Annotated in this window: 15 protein-coding genes; 13 read left to right on the plus strand and 2 right to left on the minus strand. The window is 68.4% G+C overall.

All coding sequences use genetic code 11. The features are described 5' to 3' along the window. Positions 1–45 precede the first annotated feature (45 nt). The 8 genes from ACFP3H_RS22805 to ACFP3H_RS22840 all read left to right on the plus strand — a co-directional run bounded on the left by ACFP3H_RS22805 (position 46) and on the right by ACFP3H_RS22840 (position 12,572). Positions 46–765 (plus strand): hypothetical protein, encoded by a 720-nt coding sequence (locus tag ACFP3H_RS22805; RefSeq protein ID WP_378609053.1) that lies wholly within the window; start codon positions 46–48, stop codon positions 763–765. Then, positions 762–1,721, plus strand: a complete 960-nt coding sequence (locus tag ACFP3H_RS22810; protein WP_378609054.1) for an ATP-binding cassette domain-containing protein — start codon at positions 762–764, stop codon at positions 1,719–1,721. The genes ACFP3H_RS22805 and ACFP3H_RS22810 overlap by 4 nt, the downstream gene beginning before the upstream one ends. Then, positions 1,718–2,500, plus strand: a complete 783-nt coding sequence (locus ACFP3H_RS22815) for an ABC transporter permease (protein WP_378609055.1) — start codon at positions 1,718–1,720, stop codon at positions 2,498–2,500. The genes ACFP3H_RS22810 and ACFP3H_RS22815 overlap by 4 nt, the downstream gene beginning before the upstream one ends. Next, the gene (locus ACFP3H_RS22820; RefSeq protein WP_378609056.1) at positions 2,500–6,087 is read left to right on the plus strand and encodes an ABC transporter ATP-binding protein; all 3,588 of its coding nucleotides are present in this window, start codon (positions 2,500–2,502) and stop codon (positions 6,085–6,087) included. The genes ACFP3H_RS22815 and ACFP3H_RS22820 overlap by 1 nt, the downstream gene beginning before the upstream one ends. Before the next feature lie 125 nt (positions 6,088–6,212). Beyond that, on the plus strand, positions 6,213–9,989 hold the full coding sequence (locus ACFP3H_RS22825) for a multifunctional oxoglutarate decarboxylase/oxoglutarate dehydrogenase thiamine pyrophosphate-binding subunit/dihydrolipoyllysine-residue succinyltransferase subunit (protein WP_378609057.1): 3,777 nt from the start codon (positions 6,213–6,215) through the stop codon (positions 9,987–9,989). 276 nt (positions 9,990–10,265) lie between these two features. Then, positions 10,266–11,414, plus strand: coding sequence for a hypothetical protein (locus ACFP3H_RS22830; protein WP_378609058.1), 1,149 nt, complete (start codon positions 10,266–10,268; stop codon positions 11,412–11,414). A 111-nt stretch (positions 11,415–11,525) separates the two neighbouring features. Then, positions 11,526–12,155: a class I SAM-dependent methyltransferase gene (locus ACFP3H_RS22835; RefSeq protein WP_378609059.1), complete on the plus strand. Its 630-nt coding sequence runs from the start codon at positions 11,526–11,528 to the stop codon at positions 12,153–12,155. A gap of 48 nt (positions 12,156–12,203) precedes the next feature. After that, positions 12,204–12,572: an ADP-ribosylation/crystallin J1 gene (locus tag ACFP3H_RS22840; RefSeq protein WP_378609060.1), complete on the plus strand. Its 369-nt coding sequence runs from the start codon at positions 12,204–12,206 to the stop codon at positions 12,570–12,572. A 125-nt stretch (positions 12,573–12,697) separates the two neighbouring features. On the opposite strand, the gene ACFP3H_RS22845 is transcribed toward ACFP3H_RS22840, so the two are convergent. Continuing rightward, positions 12,698–13,312 carry a YdbT family protein gene (locus ACFP3H_RS22845; protein ID WP_378609061.1) on the minus strand — a complete coding sequence of 205 codons (615 nt, stop codon included), beginning with the start codon at positions 13,310–13,312 and terminating at the stop codon, positions 12,698–12,700. 78 nt (positions 13,313–13,390) lie between these two features. On the opposite strand from ACFP3H_RS22845, the gene ACFP3H_RS22850 reads away from it, so the two are divergent. From ACFP3H_RS22850 to ACFP3H_RS22860, 3 genes are all read left to right on the plus strand, one after another. After that, complete coding sequence (locus tag ACFP3H_RS22850) at positions 13,391–13,939, plus strand: TetR/AcrR family transcriptional regulator (RefSeq protein ID WP_378609062.1); 549 nt, start codon at positions 13,391–13,393, stop codon at positions 13,937–13,939. A 99-nt stretch (positions 13,940–14,038) separates the two neighbouring features. After that, positions 14,039–14,251 carry a type II toxin-antitoxin system VapB family antitoxin gene (locus ACFP3H_RS22855; protein ID WP_378609063.1) on the plus strand — a complete coding sequence of 71 codons (213 nt, stop codon included), beginning with the start codon at positions 14,039–14,041 and terminating at the stop codon, positions 14,249–14,251. A gap of 5 nt (positions 14,252–14,256) precedes the next feature. Then, complete coding sequence (locus ACFP3H_RS22860) at positions 14,257–14,676, plus strand: PIN domain-containing protein (RefSeq protein ID WP_378609064.1); 420 nt, start codon at positions 14,257–14,259, stop codon at positions 14,674–14,676. A gap of 71 nt (positions 14,677–14,747) precedes the next feature. On the opposite strand, the gene ACFP3H_RS22865 is transcribed toward ACFP3H_RS22860, so the two are convergent. Further along, entirely contained in the window at positions 14,748–15,836 is a 1,089-nt protein-coding gene (locus ACFP3H_RS22865; protein WP_378609065.1) for an NAD(P)/FAD-dependent oxidoreductase, read from the minus strand. An 81-nt stretch (positions 15,837–15,917) separates the two neighbouring features. Here ACFP3H_RS22865 and ACFP3H_RS22870 point away from each other — a divergent pair, with 81 nt between their 5' ends. Together ACFP3H_RS22870 and ACFP3H_RS22875 are read left to right on the plus strand one after the other, a co-directional pair. After that, positions 15,918–16,511, plus strand: coding sequence for a helix-turn-helix domain-containing protein (locus tag ACFP3H_RS22870; protein WP_378609066.1), 594 nt, complete (start codon positions 15,918–15,920; stop codon positions 16,509–16,511). A 135-nt stretch (positions 16,512–16,646) separates the two neighbouring features. Next, on the plus strand, positions 16,647–17,756 hold the full coding sequence (locus tag ACFP3H_RS22875; RefSeq protein ID WP_378609067.1) for a hypothetical protein: 1,110 nt from the start codon (positions 16,647–16,649) through the stop codon (positions 17,754–17,756). Positions 17,757–17,786 lie beyond the last annotated feature (30 nt).

The following is a 17,786-nucleotide window of genomic DNA, read 5'->3' on the forward strand; positions in this document are numbered from 1 at the left end:
GTGCCCTACAGTTCGACTCGTTGGGGCGAAGAGGAGGACGACGCCGTGTTCAAGAACGCGATCGAAAAAGCCGTGGTCGATGTGCTCGACACCGGGTCCAAGCTGCAGGCACCGGCCGTCCGCCGGTATGTCGACTACCTGCGCGAGCGTCATCCCGGGGAGAGTCCGGCCCAGATCGTGGCGCGCCTCGAGAAGCAGTACCTGCTCGCCGTCACCGGCAGCGGCGCGGCGGTCGGCGCCACCGCGGCGGTGCCCGGCATCGGCACGCTGGCCGCGCTCGGCGCGGTGAGCGCGGAGACCGTGTTCTTCATGGAGGCCTCGGCCCTGTTCACGCTGGCCCGCGCCTCGGTGCACGGCATCGAGCCCGAGGACGCCGAGGCCAGGCGCGCGCTGGTGCTCGCCGTGGTGCTCGGCGACGCGGGCATGGCGATCGTGCAGAAGGGTCTGCACAGCCAGTCCAAGAACTGGGCGGGCGCGCTGGCGGGCAAGGTCCCCGGCATCGCCGGGATCAACAGCAAACTGCTGCAACAGTTCATCAAGAAGTTCATCACCAAGCGGGCCGCGCTGATGGCGGGCAAGATCCTGCCCGCCGGCATCGGCGCGGCGATCGGCGGAGCGGGCAACCGCGCGCTGGGCCGGGTGACGGTCGACAACGCGGCCAAGGCTTTCGGGCCCGCGCCCGCGTTCTGGACCACGCCGCCGCACAACGTGATCGACGCCGACCCGCTGCCCGCGCTCGACGCCGGAAAGGCGAACAAGAAGTGAGCACGGGCGGCGGCGAGGCGGTGGCGGCGCGCGGCGTCGGCAAGCAGTTCGGGCAGGTCAGCGCGGTCCACGAGGTCGACTTCACGGTGCCGACAGGGTCGGTGACCGCGCTGGTCGGCCCCGCCGGTGCGGGAAAATCGACGCTGCTGCGACTCGTGCTGGGCTTGGGTGAGCCGAGCACCGGCAGTATCGAGGTGGCCCGGCGCGGACCCTCGGCGATCGGTCCGGTGCTGAGTCCGCGCGGGCTGCATCCGGCGCGAACCGTGCGCGACCAGCTGGGCTGCTACGCCCCCGTCGCGGGCGCGTCGCGACGGCGGGTGGCCGCGGTCCTCGACGAGACCGGGCTGAGCACGGTCGCCGACACCGTTGTCGCCCAACTCCATCCGGGCCAGCAGACGCGCCTGGCGCTGGCGATCGCGCTGCTGGCCGATCCCCCGCTGCTCGTCGCCGACGACCTGTTCGCCGGCGTGAGCGGGATCGAGAAGGGCTGGTTGCACGAACTGTTGCGTCGCCACGTGCAGCGCGGCGGCACCGCGCTGGTGAGTTCGGACGCGCTCGCCGATGTGGTGAGCGTCGCCGATCAGCTCGTCGTGGTCAGCGAGGGCACCGTGGTCTGGCAGGGCACCCCGACCAAGCTGCGGCGCGGCCATCCCGATCGCCTCGTCGTCGCGGCGGCGCCGTCGATCGCGCTGGCGACGGCCCTGGCCGCGCGCGGCTTCACCGACGCGGTGATGCGCCCCGACGGCCGCCTCGCCGTGGCCGAGGCCGACGAGGCCACGATCCGCGCCATCGCCCACGCCGCCCAGGTGCGGATCGCCGATATCGCCGCCGATCCCATCCACCCCGACCGGGTGCTCGCCTCGCTCACCAAGCCGCGCCGCCACCGCCACACCGTGGCGAGTCCGACTCCCGCCGCGTTCGCCCCGGCCCCGACCTCGTATGGGATGCCACGATGACCTCTGTGCTGCCCGCCGACCTCGTTCCGGGCATCGAGTCCGAGGCGCGCAAGGTGGCCGCGCTGCGCCAGACCCGGCTGCTGCTGGCCGCGCCGATCGCGGTGGCCCTGATCGCCACCCTGATCACCGCCCTCATGTCCGGGCCCGCCGATCCGACGGGTCAGCCCGCCACCGGCGCCGCCACCATCGGCCTGTACCTGGGGCTGATCGCGGTGTTCGTGGTCGCCGCGCTGCTCGGCATCGCCGCCACCGGCGGGGAGTACCGGCACGACTCGATGGCGCTGACCGTGCTGTTCGCGCCCGACCGCGATCACCTGGTCACCGCGAAATACGTCGCCGTGGCCGCCTACGCCTTCGCGCTGGCGCTGGCCGCCGAACTGGTGAGCGTGCTGGTGTTGCTCGCGGCGGCGCGCGGCAAGTTCGAATTCGGGTGGCGGCTGGTCGAAGTGCTCGGCGCCGGCTTGTTCGTGGCCGTGTGCTGGGCGGTCATCGGCGCGGGCGTCGGACTGCTGCTGCGCACGGTCAGCGGCGCGGTGTGGCTGGTGCTGGGCTGGGCGTTCGCGCTCGAACCGCTGATCTGGGTGGTGGCCGACGGGTTCGGCGCCAGCGGGTTCGCGTCACTGCTGCCCGTCTCGGCGACCGTGGCCGGGGTGAGCGCGGGCTCGTTCGAGGACGCCGCGGTCTTCGCGCCGACACCCGCCGCACTGGTGGTGCTGGCCCTGTGGGCCGGCGCGGTCGGCCTGGCGGGGTGGTGGGACCTGCGCAACCGAGACCTGTAGTGCCCGCGCGCGCGGGTTCTTCCGGGTGGATCCGCAGGCTGTGGCGACTGTGCCGGGAACACCCCCGACTGCTCGTCGGCATCGCGCTGTCGGTGCTGGCGGGCGCGGCCGTCTCGATCGCCGCGCCGCTGGCCACCAAACGCGCGGTCGACGCCGCCCAGGTGGGCCAGACCGCGGTGATCGGCCAGGCCGCCGCGCTGCTCGTCGTCCTGGCGGTGACCAGGTTCGTCGTCACCTTCGCGCGCAGGCTCTGGGCGGGCAAGCTGTCGCTGGAAGTGCAACACAGCCTGCGGGTTTCGCTGCTGGGCGCCCTGCAACGACTCGACGGCGCGGGCCAGGACGCGATCCGCACCGGACAGGTCGTCTCGCGCGCGATCACCGATCTGCAACTCGTGCAGGGCCTGTTGGCGATGGTGCCGTGGTCGGGCCTGGCGGTGTTGCAGTTCGTGCTCTCGGCGGTGGTGATGGTGTGGTTGAGCCCGCCGCTGGCGGTGGCCGCGCTGGTGGTCGCGCCCGCGATGGCGGTGATCGTGTGGCGGATGCGGCCCCGGCTCTACGCGGCGACCTGGTCGGCGCAGCAGCGCGCGGCCGACCTGGCCGAACACGTCGAGCAGACGGTGACCGGCGTGCGGGTGGTCAAGGGGTTCGGGCAGGAGGCCAGGATGGTCGACCTGCTCGAGGACCACGGCCGCCTGCTGTTCGCCGAGCGCATGCGCGCCGCCCGGATCAACGCCCGCTTCGCCCCGCTGGTCTCGGCGCTGCCGCAGGCCGGGTTGGTCGCGGTGATCATCGTCGGCGGGGTGCTCGCCGCGCACGGCGCGATCGGGATCGGCACCTTCCTCGCCTTCACCGCCTACCTCGCCACCATGACGTCCTCGGCCCGCACGATCACCTCGGTGGTGATCATGGCCCAGCTCACCGAGGCCGCCGTGGATCGGGTGTTCGCGGTGATCGACGCGGCGCCGGTGGTGGTCGATCCCGACCACCCCGTGTCGCTGCCCGACGGGCCGCTCGGCATCGAATTCGAGGCTGTCGGTTTCGGTTTCGAGGCAGATCGACCGGTGCTGCGCGATTTCGACCTGAGCATTCGCCCCGGGGAGACCGTCGCGGTGATCGGTCCGGCGGGCTCGGGCAAGTCGACCCTGTCGCTGCTGCTGCCGCGTTTCTACGCGCCCGGCGCGGGCCGGATCACTCTCGTGGCCGCCGACGGCACCCGCGTCGACCTGGCGCAGCTGCGCGCCGAGGAGCTGCGCGGCGCGGTCGGGGTGGTCTTCGACGACCCGTTCCTGTTCTCCGACACCATCGCCGCCAACATCGCCCTGGGCCGCCCCGAGGCCACCGACGCCGAGATCCGCGCGGCCGCGACCGCCGCCGCGGCGAACGAGTTCATCGACGCGCTGCCCGAGGGCTACGACACCGTCATCGGCGAGCGCGGACTCACCCTCTCGGGCGGGCAACGCCAGCGCATCGCCCTGGCCAGAGTGCTGCTCACCCGACCGCGCGTGCTGGTCCTCGACGACGCCACCTCCGCCGTCGACGCCGTCACCGAGGCCGAGATCTTCCGCCGCCTGCCCGACCCCGGCGGCCGCACCACCCTGATCCTGGCCCACCGCGAATCCACCCTCGCCCAGGCCGACCGGGTGATCCGGCTGCCCGCGCCCACCGGGTCCGCGGTGGCGCCGACGAACACCGTGCGCACCGCGCCCCGCGACGACGCGGGCAGACCGCGCTCGCTGGCCGCGACCACGACCGACCTGCGCGAGACCCCCGAACTGCGCGCCGCCGTCGACGCCCTCCCGCCGGCCACCGAGCAACCCGACCTGCCCGGCGACCTGCGCGCGCCCCAACCCGACTTCGGCCTGCGCGCCCTGCTGCGCCCGGTCCGCGCCCTGGTCTGCGTGGTCGTGGCGCTGCTCGCCGTGGACGCCGCGATCGGCGTCGCGTTCCCGCCGCTGGTCCGCTACGCCATCGACACCGGCGTCACCGCCGGCGACGACACCGCGCTCGCGATCTCGGCGGTGATCGGGATCGGGCTGGTGCTGGCCGCGCTGGCGGTGGGCGCCGCGGTCACCGTGCTCACCGCGCGCACCGGCGAACGCGTGCTGTTCGGGCTGCGGGTGCGCAGTTACGCCCAGTTGCAGCGCCTCGGCCTCGACTTCTACGAACGCGAACTGTCCGGCCGGATCATGACCAGGATGACCACCGACGTCGACGCGCTGTCGACGTTCCTGCAAACCGGGGTCGCCACCGGGTTGGTCGCCCTGATCACCCTGCTCGGCGTGGCCATCGGGCTGTTCTTCATCGACGCCTCGCTCGCGGTGGTCGTCCTGCTCGCCGTGGCGCCGATGGTGGCGGCCACCCTGGCCTTCCGGCGGGTGTCCTCGGTCGCCTACAGCGTCTCGCGCGAGCGGGTCTCGGTCGTCAACGCCGGCTTCCAGGAGAACATCGCCGGCCTGCGCGCGGTGCAGGCCGCCCGCAACGAACCCAGGGCCGCGCGCCGCTTCGCCGAGTACTCCCAGCGCTACCGCGATGCCCGCATCCGCGCCCAACGCGCGATCGCGGCCTACTTCTCCTTCGGGCTGGCCTGGGCCGATCTGGCGCTGGCCCTGGTGGTCTACCTCGGTGCGAACGCGGTGGCGCAGGGCCGAACGACCACCGGCACGCTGGTGGCCTTCGTCCTGTATCTGGGTCTGCTGTTCAGCCCCATCCAGGAGCTCTCGCAGGTCTTCGACGGGTATCAGCAGGCCAGGGTCGGGCTGCGTCGCATCGGCGAACTGCTGCGCACCACCTCCTCGATCGCGGCCGACCCCGCCGACGCCCTGCCCATCGAGCGCCTGCACGGCGAGATCGTCTTCGACGATGTGCGCTTCACCTACCCCGGCGCGAGCTCGCCCGCCCTCGACGGCGTGAGCTTCACCGTCCCCGCGGGCGCCACCCTGGCCCTGGTCGGCCCGACCGGAGCGGGCAAATCGACCATCGTGAAACTGCTCGCCCGCCTCTACGACCTGCCGCCGGACCCCGCGGCGGGCGCGATCCGGGTCGACGGCGTCGATCTGCGGAAATATATCTTGACCGACTACCGCTCCCGGCTCGGCATCGTGCCGCAGGAAGTTCACTTGTTCACCGGCGACGTGGCGAGCAACATTGCATTCGGGCAAACATTTGCGACACCGGCCGAGCTCACCGCGGCCGTCGACGCCGTGGGAGCGACCGCGATGATCGACGGTTTACCAGCCAAAATGGCCCACCCGGTCGGCGAACGCGGTCGCGGCCTGTCGGCCGGACAGCGCCAGCTGATCGCCCTGGCACGGGCCCAACTCGTCGATCCCGACCTGCTCCTGCTCGACGAGGCCACCTCCACCCTCGACCCGGACACCGAGGAATCGGTGCTGGTAGCGAGCCGTTCGCTGGCCCGTGGCCGCACCACCGTGGTGGTCGCGCACCGACTGGCCACCGCCGCTCGCGCCGATCTGGTGGCAGTGGTCGACCATGGCCGTATCGTGGAATTCGGATCGCCGTCGGATCTGCTCGCTCACGGCGGGCATTACGCGCGACTCCGGTCGGCGGCAACCGCCGCGCAGGCATAGTGTCGACCCAAGACCGGTAGCGACGCCTGTCAGCCGCTGGGCATATGCTCGGTGCGGGCGCATCGGCAGCCATCCGCTGATACCCCTGCCGGGCACGTCACAAACGTCGCAGCGCGAAGAACGAAATGAGGCGAACACCAGCTGTGAGCAGCTCAACTTCCCAGTTCGGACAGAACCAGTGGCTAGTCGACGAGATGTATCAGAAGTTCAAACAGGACCCGTCCTCGGTCGACGCGAGTTGGCACGAGTTCCTCGCGGATTACACCCCGGAAGCCACCGAATCCGGTAACAGCCAGGCGCCCGCCACCGCCTCAGCTCCCGCGTCCGCACCACAGGCCGCAGCTCCCGCAGTTGCCGCTGCGGCGCCGAAGGTCGCGGCTCCCGCGCCCAAGGCCGCCGTAGTGACCGCACCGCCGAAGCCCGAACCGGCTCCGGCGCCCAAGACCGTGCGCACGCCGCAGACCACTCCCGCGCCGGTGTCGAACGCACCGGCCACCACCGCGCCCAAGGCAGCCGCTGCCGCGGGCCCGGAGAACAAGGTGCTGCGCGGCCCCGCCGCCGCCATCGCCAAGAACATGTCGGCCTCGCTGACCATCCCCACCGCCACCTCGGTACGCGCCATCCCGGCCAAGCTGATGATCGACAACCGCCTGGTGATCAACAACCACCTCGCGCGCACCCGTGGCGGCAAGATCTCGTTCACCCACCTGCTGGGTTACGCGATCGTGCAGGCGATCAAGGCGTTCCCGAACATGAACCGCCACTTCGCCGAGATCGACGGCAAGCCCAACTCGGTCACCCCGGCCCACACCAACCTTGGCCTGGCGATCGACCTGCAGGGCAAGGACGGCAACCGCTCGCTGGTCGTGGCCGCCATCAAGGAAACCGAAGACATGAGCTTCGGTCAGTTCCACGCCGCCTACGAGGACGTCGTGCGCCGGGCCCGCGAAGGCAAGCTCGGCACCGACGACTTCACCGGTGTCACGATCTCGCTCACCAACCCCGGCACCATCGGCACCGTGCACTCCGTGCCGCGGCTGATGCCCGGTCAGGGCGCGATCATCGGCGCCGGCGCGATGGAGTACCCGGCCGAGTTCCAGGGCATGAGCGATGAGCGGATCGCCGATATCGGCGTCGGCAAGCTGATGACGCTGACCTCGACCTACGACCACCGCATCATCCAGGGTGGCGAGTCCGGCGATTTCCTGCGCACCATCCACAACCTGCTGATCTCCGACGAGTTCTACGACGAGATCTTCCACGGCCTCGGCGTGCCGTACGAGCCGATCCGCTGGCGCAAGGACATCAGCGCGCGCGGCGTCGACAAGAGCGCCCGGGTGCTCGAGATGATCGCCGCCTACCGCAACCGTGGTCACCTGATGGCCGACACCGATCCGCTGCGCCTGGTCAAGGACAAGTTCCGCAGCCACCCCGACCTCGATGTCACCGAGCACGGCCTCACCCTGTGGGACCTGGACCGCCACTTCGACGTGGGCGGCTTCCACGGCCAGGAGCGGATGAAGCTGCGCGACGTGCTCTCGATCCTGCGTGACGCGTACTGCCGCCACGTGGGCGTGGAGTACACCCACATCCTCGAGACCGACCAGCTCAAGTGGATCCAGGATCGGGTCGAGCAGAAGCACGTCAAACCGACTGTCGCCCAGCAGAAGTACATCCTGAACCGGCTCAACGCCGCCGAGGCGTTCGAGACCTTCCTGCAGACCAAGTACGTCGGCCAGAAGCGGTTCTCGCTCGAGGGCGCCGAAGCCGTCATCCCGATGATGGACGCCACCATCGACCAGTGCGCCGAGTACGCGATGGACGAGGTCATCATCGGCATGCCGCACCGCGGCCGCCTCAACGTGCTCGCCAACATCGTCGGCAAGCCGTACTCGAAGATCTTCACCGAGTTCGAGGGCAACATGAACCCGGCCGCCACCCACGGCTCCGGCGACGTGAAGTACCACCTCGGCGCGCACGGCCAGTACCTGCAGATGTTCGGCGACAACGAGATCGCGGTCTCGCTCACCGCCAACCCCTCGCACCTGGAAGCGGTCGACCCGGTCCTCGAGGGTCTGGTCCGCGCCAAGCAGGACCTGCTCGACAAGGGCGACGGCCCCGACGGCTTCTCCGTGATGCCGCTGATGCTGCACGGTGACGCCGCGTTCGCCGGTCAGGGCGTGGTCGCCGAGACGCTGAACCTGGGCGGCCTGCGCGGCTACCGGGTCGGCGGCACCATCCACATCGTGGTGAACAACCAGATCGGTTTCACCACCGCGCCCGAGAACAGCCGCTCCACCGAGTACTCCACCGACATCGCGAAGTTCATCGGCGCGCCGATCTTCCATGTCAACGGTGACGACCCGGAAGCCTGCGACTGGGTGGCCCGCCTGGCGGTCGACTTCCGCCAGAAGTTCCGCAAGGACGTCGTCATCGACCTCGTCTGCTACCGCCGCCGCGGGCACAACGAGGGCGACGATCCCTCGATGACCCAGCCGGAGATGTACGACATCATCGACACCAAGCGTTCGGTGCGTAAGGCCTACACCGAATCGCTGATCGGTCGTGGCGACATCTCCATGAAGGAGGCCGAGGACGCGCTGCGCGACTACCAGGGTCAGCTCGAGCGGGTCTTCAACGAGGTCCGTGAGCTGGAGAAGTACGTTCCCGAGCCCTCGGAGTCGGTCGAGGACGACCAGAAGGTCCCCGCCACCGTGCAGACCGCGGTCGACAAGTCGGTGCTGCAGCGCATCGGCGACGCGTTCAACACCCCGCCGGACGGCTTCAACGTGCACCCGCGCGTCAAGCCGGTGCTGGAGAAGCGTCGCGAGATGGCCTACGAGGGCAAGGTCGACTGGGCTTTCGCCGAACTGCTGGCCTTCGGCTCGCTGATCGACCAGGGCCACGATGTGCGCCTGACCGGTCAGGATTCGCGCCGTGGCACGTTCACCCAGCGCCACGCGGTCATCATCGACCGGATCAACGCCGACGAGTACACCCCGCTGCACAACATCGGCTCGGAGAAGCCGGGTTGGTTCGCGGTGCACGACTCGGCGCTGAGCGAATTCGCCGCTGTCGGTTTCGAATACGGCTACTCGCTGGGCAACCCCAACGCGCTGGTGTTGTGGGAGGCGCAGTTCGGTGACTTCGTCAACGGCGCGCAGTCGATCATCGACGAGTTCATCTCCTCCGGTGAGGCCAAGTGGGGCCAGCTCTCCGACGTGGTGCTGCTGCTGCCGCACGGCCACGAGGGTCAGGGTCCCGACCACACCTCCGGTCGGATCGAACGCTTCCTGCAGCTGTGCGCGGAGGGTTCGATGACCGTGGCGGTGCCGTCCACGCCGGCGAACTACTTCCACCTGCTGCGTCGCCACGCCCTCGACGGCATCCGCCGTCCGCTGATCGTCTTCACCCCGAAGTCGATGCTGCGCAACAAGGCCGTGGTGTCCGATATCAAGGACTTCACCGAGTCGAAGTTCCGTTCGGTGTTCGACGAGCCCACCTACGAGCAGGGTGTCGGCGACCCGAGCAAGGTCAAGCGGATCCTGCTCACCTCGGGCAAGCTCTACTACGAGCTGGCCGCGGAGAAGGCCAAGCACAAGCGCGACGACGTGGCGATCGTGCGGATCGAACAGCTCTACCCGATCCCCACCTACCGCCTCAACGAAGCACTGGCCAAGTACCCCAACGCGACCGATATCGCCTGGGTCCAGGAAGAACCCGCCAACCAGGGCGCCTGGCCCTTCTTCGGCCTGAACCTGCCCGAGGTTCTGCCCGAGCACCTCGGCCGCCTGCGTCGCATCTCGCGCCGCGCCATGTCGGCCCCGTCCTCGGGTTCGTCGAAGGTCCACGCCGTGGAGCAGGCTGAGATCATCAGCGAGGCTTTCGAGCCGACCACGTAGGGTTTTCACGCACAACGGTCGACGCCGGGTGGATCATCGCGATCCGCCCGGCGTTCGTCGTTTCCGGCGAGATCTGGGTCACAGAGTCCTCTTATCCGGAAGGCACCGGAGCCTCAATTTGTCCCGGTAGGGTCCGAGAATCTCTTCAAGGGGCCCGCCCTGATCTGGACTGACCGGAGGGTGCGACGAAGGAGTACCCGCAGGGAGGGAAGATCAGGGGCCCGAAGGGCCCCGCTCGAGCGCGCCAGCGCTCCAACAACACAGCAGGAGCATGGCATGGCGAACGGGCGGAACGGTTATCTCCTACTCGGCGGGATCTCATCGGTGGGTGCCGGGGCCGTGCATTTCCTGGCGGCCGGGATGCACACCGAGCACGCCACCCTGGCCCGAATGATGCTGGTATTGGCCGCGATTCAGGTCGCGACCGGCTTGGCGGTACTGCTGAGTGCGCGTCGGGCCGTGGTGCTGTCGATGCTCGCGGTGAACGGTTTCGCCGCCGCGACGTGGGCGTACACCCGGTTCGCGGATGTGCCCGGCATCGCCGGCTTGACCGCCGAGTCGCCGCAGCTGGCCGATACCGTGTGCGCCGGACTCGGTGTGTTGGCGGTATTGGCGGCGGGTGTCGGCCTGGCCCGACCCACCGCGACCCTGCCGCCGGTGCGCGCGGGGATCGCGATCACAGCCGTGGGAGTGCTCGCGGTGGCGGCGATGCTCAGCGGGGTCGGCCACGTCCACAGTCACGGCGACGCCCACGCCGCGGGCGACGACCACGCGCACGGCACCGGCGACGACCACGATTCCGCCTGGCCCCGCCCCTGGGATCCGACCCAGCCGATCGACCTGTCCGGCGTCGCCGGCGTGAGCACCGAACAGCAGTCCCGCGCGACCGACCTGATCCGCCGCACCCTCGACGGCCTCCCCGCCTTCGCCGACGTGAATTCCGTCGGCGCCCTCGGCTTCCGCTCCATCGGCGACGCCGCCACCGGCTACGAGCACTACATCAACATGAGCTACATCCGCGACGACAAGTTCCTCGACCCCACCCACCCAGAATCCCTGGTCTACCGGGTCGACGGCACCGACCGCACCCTCGTCTCGGCCATGTACATCGCCACCGGCAAGAAGATCGACGACCCCGAACTGGTGAACTACGCGGGCCCCCTGATGCAGTGGCACGTCCACGACAACCTGTGCTGGAAGGCGGGCGACAACGGCCCCGTAGTCGCCGGCGTCCTCGACACCCAAGGCAACTGCCCACCCAACTCCCTCAACCCCGGCACCGGCAACCCCATGGTCCACGTCTGGATAACCCCCCACCAGTGCGGCCCCTTCGCCGCCCTCGAAGGCCACGGCGCAGGCCAGGCGGCCACCGACAACCGCCGCACCGACACCTGCACCCACGACCACACCGGCGGCCACCGCTAGGATAAGAGGCTCGAAATATGGTGTGCCGCCGAGGATTTCGCCATGACATCCCCGCCTTCCGCCGGACATCAACCCCTTGCCAAACCGGTTAGGTAAGCCTAACTTCAAGGCATGTTCACTATCGGAAACAGACTGAAGTTCGCGCTCGCCGGGGATGTGTTCGAAACGGTGAACCCCCATCTACCGGGGAGTCCGCACGCCGAGCTCGTGGACCACGTCGGGCGCGGCCGGGTGGGGCGGGTGCTCGAGTTGTGCGCGGGCACCGGCTACGCCGCGCGCCTGGTCGCGCGGCAACATCCCGACGCGGAAGTGGTGGGCCTGGATCTGTCGCCGGAGATGATCGCCGTCGGGCGACGCAAACTGGCATCGCAGGGACCCGCCAACCTCACCTTGATCGAAGGCGACGCGAGCGCACTCCCCTTCCCGGACAACTCCTTCGACACGGTCATGGCGGTGTTCGGACTCCACGAAGTCCCGACCGCGGTGCGCCTCGACGCGGTCCGCGAGTCCGCCCGAGTCCTCGTCCCCGGTGGCCGATTCGTCATCGTCGACCTGGACCGCCCACCCCTGACCGGCCTGTTCATCGACGCCTACTTCCTCGTGATGGAACCCGACCACGCCCGCGAAGTCTGCGGCACCGGCCTGACGGACTTGCTGTCCACCAACGGCTTCACCATCGACCACCACGAATCCGCCACCCCCTGGAATGCCACCCAGACCATCGTCGCCACGGTCCGATAACCCGAAATCCCGTGGCCTCCGCACGTCAGGCCCGGCTACCGTGCGCGTATGCGAACCACGACACTGTGGCGGCCGACCGGGCCCAACGAGCTGGCGCTGGTCGCCGGATCCGGGTGGCGGGCTTGGCCGCCGCGGCTGGTTGACCAGCCGATCTTCTATCCGGTTCTCAATGAGTCCTATGCGATTCTCATTGCCAGGGATTGGAACGTGGCCGCGTCCGGTGCGGGGTATGTGACTCGCTTCGAGGTCGACAGCGACTATCTCGACCGGTACGAGGTACAGCAGGTCGGCGGGCGCGACATTCTCGAATACTGGATTCCCGCTGAGGATCTCGACGAATTCAACCGCAACATCATCGGCACGATCGAGGTTGTTCGCTGCTTCCCAGCGGATGCACCGCTGCCCGACCAGCCGTGAAGCGGGTGGCATTTTCGTGCAGGCCCGCCTGTGTTCGGTCAGTTTTCCGCCTTGGGCGGCGGGAAATGCACGAAAATGCCACCCTCGTAGCCGAAATCGCTCGGGGCTGAGGCAGGGATCGGGAGTTAGGCGGCTCGGTGCGTCGTCATCGCGGCGCGGATCGAGGTGACGGCTGCCTGTGGGTCGTCGGCCCAGAGGGCGATGGCGGTCGCGGTGAAGTCGCCGTGGGGGGTGTGGAAGGTGTGGGGGGTTGTCAGGGTGAGGCGGATGTTGGTGGAGCTGCCGACTGTGACGGCGAGGGTGTCGCTGGTGGGGCCGGTGAGTTGGAGGGACTTCGTGCCGTCGTAGGCGCGGAGTTCGGGGTGGACCGAGCGGATCGCGGTGAGGGGGATGTCGAGGCGGGTGCGGCGGAGGTAGCGGACGCGGAGTTGCTCGTCGGTGAGCAGGTGGGAGTACATGTGGTGTCCGGCGAGGGTGCCGAGAATCCACAGCAGCCCCCAGGCACCCAGGACGAGGGCGACGATGCGGACCGGGGCCCACGGGATGAGCAGGTGCATCGCCGGGATTTCCACGGCGCTGACCACGACGAATGCCCACAGGAACGCCGACACCGCCCCGGCGTAGCGAATCGGGACGCCGCCCGCTGTGTCCGGCTTGCGGGTGATCGCGCGGCCCAGGCTCACCCAGACATCGACTTCGAGGCGAACGAAACCGCGTGCGAGCCGTGCGATCGGGTTCATGACCCCTCCTTTTCAATACATTCGCATTGTAAAGACGGAGCCGATGGCAATACAAGTGCATTGTGAAAAGATGGGCGGATGCCGAAGCGGGTGGATCACGAGTCACGACGCGCGACGATCAGCGACGCGGTGATGCGGCTGCTCGCCCGTGACGGCCTGGAGTCGATCAGCCTGCGCCACGTCGCCGCCGAGGCGAACGTCTCCACCGGCCAGGTCCAGCACTACTTCCCTTCCAAGGAAGCCATGATGGAGTTCGCGACCACCACCATCGCCGAACGCATCGGCGCCCGTATCGCCGCGGCAGGCCCCGACCTGCGCGACATCCTCACCGCCCTACTCCCCACCGACCCTGAATCGGCCGCCGACGCCCGCATCCTGATCGGCTATCTGGCCTTCGCCTCGGTCCGCCCCCACATCGCCGAAACCCTCGCCACCAACGGCCTCGCCTTCCGCGACCACCTCACCACCCTCCTCCCCAATCACCCCGACCCCACCACCGCCATCGACTCCCTCCTCGCCCTCCTCGACGGCCTGGCCATCCACGTCACCATCGGCCAACTGTCCCCGGCCAGGGCCGAGAAACTCCTCACCTCTGCCATCGACAGCGTTCTCGCGCACCACAGCTAGTCGCGGATCAACGAGGATTCCGGGCCCACCCATCCATCGGCCGCCATATTACGAATTCCTGATATTATGAATATCAGAGAACCTGAATATGGAGGCGCGATGGCGACAACAGTGGAGATCCCCGACGAGCTACTCGCAGAAGCCTTGCGCCTGACCGGCCTGCCCACGAAGAAGGCGGTCATCAACCTCGCGATGTCGGAGCTGGTACAGGGCTACCGGCAGCGTGAGGCGCTGACACGGCTCAAGCGCATGGACCACAATCCCTTTTTGACCGAGGACGAACTGGCGGCCGATCAGAACGAATCCCGATGACAGCGATGGCGGTTCGTCCTCGATATCTCATCGATCAGTCGGTCATGTCGCACTACCGCCGAAATGCCGTCGTCGAACGGGCCGTCGACGAGCTCGCGGTGACCGGCGCACTGTGCGCGTCGTCGGTGACGATGGACGAGGCCAGGTTCAGCGCGCGCAACGCGGCCGACCTCGGTTACCTCACCGAACTGTACGGTTCCGTCTTCTTCTGGCTGCCCGCCGACGACATGGTCGAAGCGAATGTGCGCCGAATCCGCACCGCGCTGTGGAAGATCGGCGCTGGCCGTGGGGCCCAGACCACGGATGTGCAGATCGCCGCGGTCGCCCTGCGGCACGACGCCACCGTTGTCCACAATGACACGGACTTCGTCACGATCGGTCGCGCGATCCCCGAATTCCGACACCATCGGATCACGCCGAGCTGACGCCACCGCAGGTCGAGACTTGTTGTCGGGCACCGATTTTCGAGGCTACGGTCGGTCGGTTACCGGGATGATCACCCGGCAGCGGAGGCTTGCCGCGTGGCGCGGGCGTTCACTGCGGCGGCGGTGTCGGTCATGACCAGGTCCGCGTTGATCTGGGCTCCGGCCATGGCACCGGCCGCGGCGGCGGCGCCGACCTGGGCGGAGGGGTCGGTGGCGTTGCCCGCGATCCAGACGCCGGGGACCGTGGTGCGGCCGAGGGGGTCGGCGGGGATGTGGTCGCCGATGCCCATGGGGTGGGGTTCGGGGGTGAGGCCGAGACCTTCGAGGAAGGTGGCACGGGTGTTCATGCGGGGGCCGACGACGAGGGCGTCGCGGGCGATGATCGTGTTGTCGGACAGGCGGATTCCGGTCAGTCGGTCGTCGGCGAGGACTTCGACCACCTCGCCGGGGACCACCCGGATGCCCCGGGCCGCGAGCTTGTCCGCGTCCTCGTCGCTCAGCGGCGGCGCGGTGTGGGTGAGGAAGACGATGTCGTCGCTGAGCTGGCTGAACAGCAGCGCCTGGTGCACCGACATCGGCCCGCTCGCCAGCACGGCGATGCGCTGATCGCGCACCTCCCAGCCGTGGCAGTACGGGCAGTGCAGGACCTCGTTGCCCCAGCGTTCGCACAGGCCGGGAATCGAGGGGAGTTCGTCGGCGAGACCGGTGGCGACGAGAATCCGCCGGGCACGCACACTGCGCCCGTCGGCCAGGGTCACGAGGAAATCGGCATCGGTGGCCGGACCACGCTCGACCCGGGCCCCCGCACCGAATCGGCTTGCCGCCGAGCTCGATTCACCCTCGGCACCGCCGGAACTCGGATCCTCCACACCGGCGCCCGAACCCGACTCGCCGCGCCGCACGTCGACCACCTCCCCCGACACGACCTGCCCGCCATACCCCCGCACCTCGGCCCGCCCCACCTCCAACAACGCCAGCGGCGACATCCCCTCCCGCCCCAGCAACCCGTGCACCGCGTGCGCGGGCGCGTTGCGGGGTGTGCCCGCGTCGATCACCAGCACCGACCGCCGTGACCGGGCCAGCATCAGGGCCGCGTTCAATCCGGCGGCCCCGCCACCGAGCACCACTACCTCGTACGAATCCTCGAGCTGTGTCGTCATCTCGACCTCCTTCGAGATCCACAGTGCCGCCCACAGCCGGAATCCGGCAATGAAATTTGCCGTCATGGCAAACTGAACCGCATGGACGACTTCGATCAAACCCTCGGTGCGGTCGGTCCTCGCCTGCGTGCCCTGCGCAAACAGCGCCAGACCACCCTCGCCGACCTCTCCCAGGAAACCGGCATCTCGGTGAGCACCCTGTCGCGGCTGGAATCCGGCGCGCGCAAACCCACCCTCGAACTCCTGCTCCCCCTGGCCAAGGCGCACGGCGTCACCCTCGACGAGCTCGTCGACGCCCCACAAACCGGCGATCCCCGCGTGCACCTGCGCCCGATCACCCGCCACGGCATGACCATGCTCCCGCTCACCCGACGCGCGGGCGGCATCCAGGCCTTCAAGATGATCATCGCCCCGGGCGCCCGCAACCGCCCCGACACCCCGCAGGCGCACGAGGGCTACGAGTGGCTCTACGTCCTCAACGGCCGCCTGCGAGTGATCCTGGGCGACAACGACTTCGTGATGGTCCCCGGCGAGGCCGCCGAATTCGACACCCACATCCCGCACTGGTTCGGCGCGGCCGACGAACAGTCCGTCGAGTTCCTCAGCCTGTTCGGCAAGCAGGGCGAGCGCGCGCATCTGCGGGCCCGCCCCAAAACTGCCGATCGGCCCGGCTGATCATGGACTAGTATCTCCGTCAGTTCTCGAAGGTGGGCGAGTTTCATTGCAGTACAGCTTCATTCAATCGCATCCGAGCCCTACGATCAGCACACCAGCCCGCTGCTACACGGGGCATCAAGCTTTGGAGGCACGGTGAACCACGTCGCTGTCGACACATCCCGGCTCACCGGGTTCAAGCTCGACCTGCAGGATGTCGCCGCGACCGCATCATCGAACGCCGCTCGGTTCAATCCCTCGATCGCCCTGACGACGGGCACGTCCGGACTGCTCGCGAACCTCACCTCCCCACTCGAGAAGTTCCGGAGCGCGTACTCCTCGGCATTGCAATCCGACACGACAACGATGGACACCATCGGCACGAACCTAACTACATCGGCGACGTCATACCAAGCAACCGATGGCGCAACCGCAGCAGCGCTCGCTGCGGCGACCGACTCCGCTGCCGGGAATTCCGACGCGGCAGGCACCACCAGATTCGGCGGTCTCCAGCTCCCGAGCCTTCCAGATGTCGCCGACGAGCAGTTCACACTGAAACAGCTCGTCACCTCTACCATCTCGCTGTTGTCACCCTATGACGAGCCGCTGAGCGTCGCACTCGGTATCAAACCGACCGAGGAATATCTCACTCCACTACTTGCGGACTGGGAATCGGTCGAAACGATCGGTAGGCGGATAGCCATGCTGGGTACCAACGATTATGTCGCCTCACAGAACATCATCAACGGGTCTAACTGGCTGACCTCGGAATGGTCCGGTGAGGCAGCACAATCGTTCACCACGACCTCCCACGCACTAGGGCAGACGATGGACACGCGCAGCACCGACTTGGACAGCACAGCGAAGATCGTTGAGAACGGAGGCATCTGCCTCGAACGGCTGGTCTTCAACCAAGTCATGGACCTCAGCAGCAGGATTCTGGAAGCGATCGTCTACCGGGACGCCTCGTTCCCGCTGGGGGCATGGGCTGCGCAGGTGAACGACCCACTTCCCGGAGATCTAAAATCCCAGATCACCACGGGCACCGATGAACTGAGGAATGCCGCCGAGACACGCAAGAATGCGATAACCACCGTTCTGGACAAGATCACGACCGCACTGGACTATTCGCCAGGACGAGCCGCACCGGTCTACAACACCCATGATTTCGAGCTACCAGACAGAGTCGTAGGCGACTCGGGCAACCGCAAGTATGGCATCGGAAACACGGTGTGGTGGAAAGAGAGCGCCGACAATCGTGTTTGACCTTGTCACACATGGACGTCACTACAGCCA

Source organism: Nocardia lasii, assembly GCF_042658545.1.
Classification (GTDB): Bacteria; Actinomycetota; Actinomycetes; order Mycobacteriales; family Mycobacteriaceae; genus Nocardia; species Nocardia lasii.

What these genes read in the sequence shown, in the direction of transcription:
- ACFP3H_RS22815 (WP_378609055.1), top strand. Translation starts at nt 1,718, where the DNA reads ATGACCTCTGTGCTGCCCGCCGACCTCGTTCCGGGCATCGAGTCCGAG.
- ACFP3H_RS22860 (WP_378609064.1), top strand. Translation starts at nt 14,257, where the DNA reads ATGGCGGTTCGTCCTCGATATCTCATCGATCAGTCGGTCATGTCGCAC.
- ACFP3H_RS22830 (WP_378609058.1), top strand. Translation starts at nt 10,266, where the DNA reads ATGGCGAACGGGCGGAACGGTTATCTCCTACTCGGCGGGATCTCATCG.
- ACFP3H_RS22840 (WP_378609060.1), top strand. Translation starts at nt 12,204, where the DNA reads ATGCGAACCACGACACTGTGGCGGCCGACCGGGCCCAACGAGCTGGCG.
- ACFP3H_RS22845 (WP_378609061.1), bottom strand. Translation starts at nt 13,312, where the DNA reads ATGAACCCGATCGCACGGCTCGCACGCGGTTTCGTTCGCCTCGAAGTC.
- ACFP3H_RS22825 (WP_378609057.1), top strand. Translation starts at nt 6,213, where the DNA reads ATGAGGCGAACACCAGCTGTGAGCAGCTCAACTTCCCAGTTCGGACAG.
- ACFP3H_RS22835 (WP_378609059.1), top strand. Translation starts at nt 11,526, where the DNA reads ATGTTCACTATCGGAAACAGACTGAAGTTCGCGCTCGCCGGGGATGTG.
- ACFP3H_RS22865 (WP_378609065.1), bottom strand. Translation starts at nt 15,836, where the DNA reads ATGACGACACAGCTCGAGGATTCGTACGAGGTAGTGGTGCTCGGTGGC.
- ACFP3H_RS22870 (WP_378609066.1), top strand. Translation starts at nt 15,918, where the DNA reads ATGGACGACTTCGATCAAACCCTCGGTGCGGTCGGTCCTCGCCTGCGT.
- ACFP3H_RS22850 (WP_378609062.1), top strand. Translation starts at nt 13,391, where the DNA reads ATGCCGAAGCGGGTGGATCACGAGTCACGACGCGCGACGATCAGCGAC.
- ACFP3H_RS22855 (WP_378609063.1), top strand. Translation starts at nt 14,039, where the DNA reads ATGGCGACAACAGTGGAGATCCCCGACGAGCTACTCGCAGAAGCCTTG.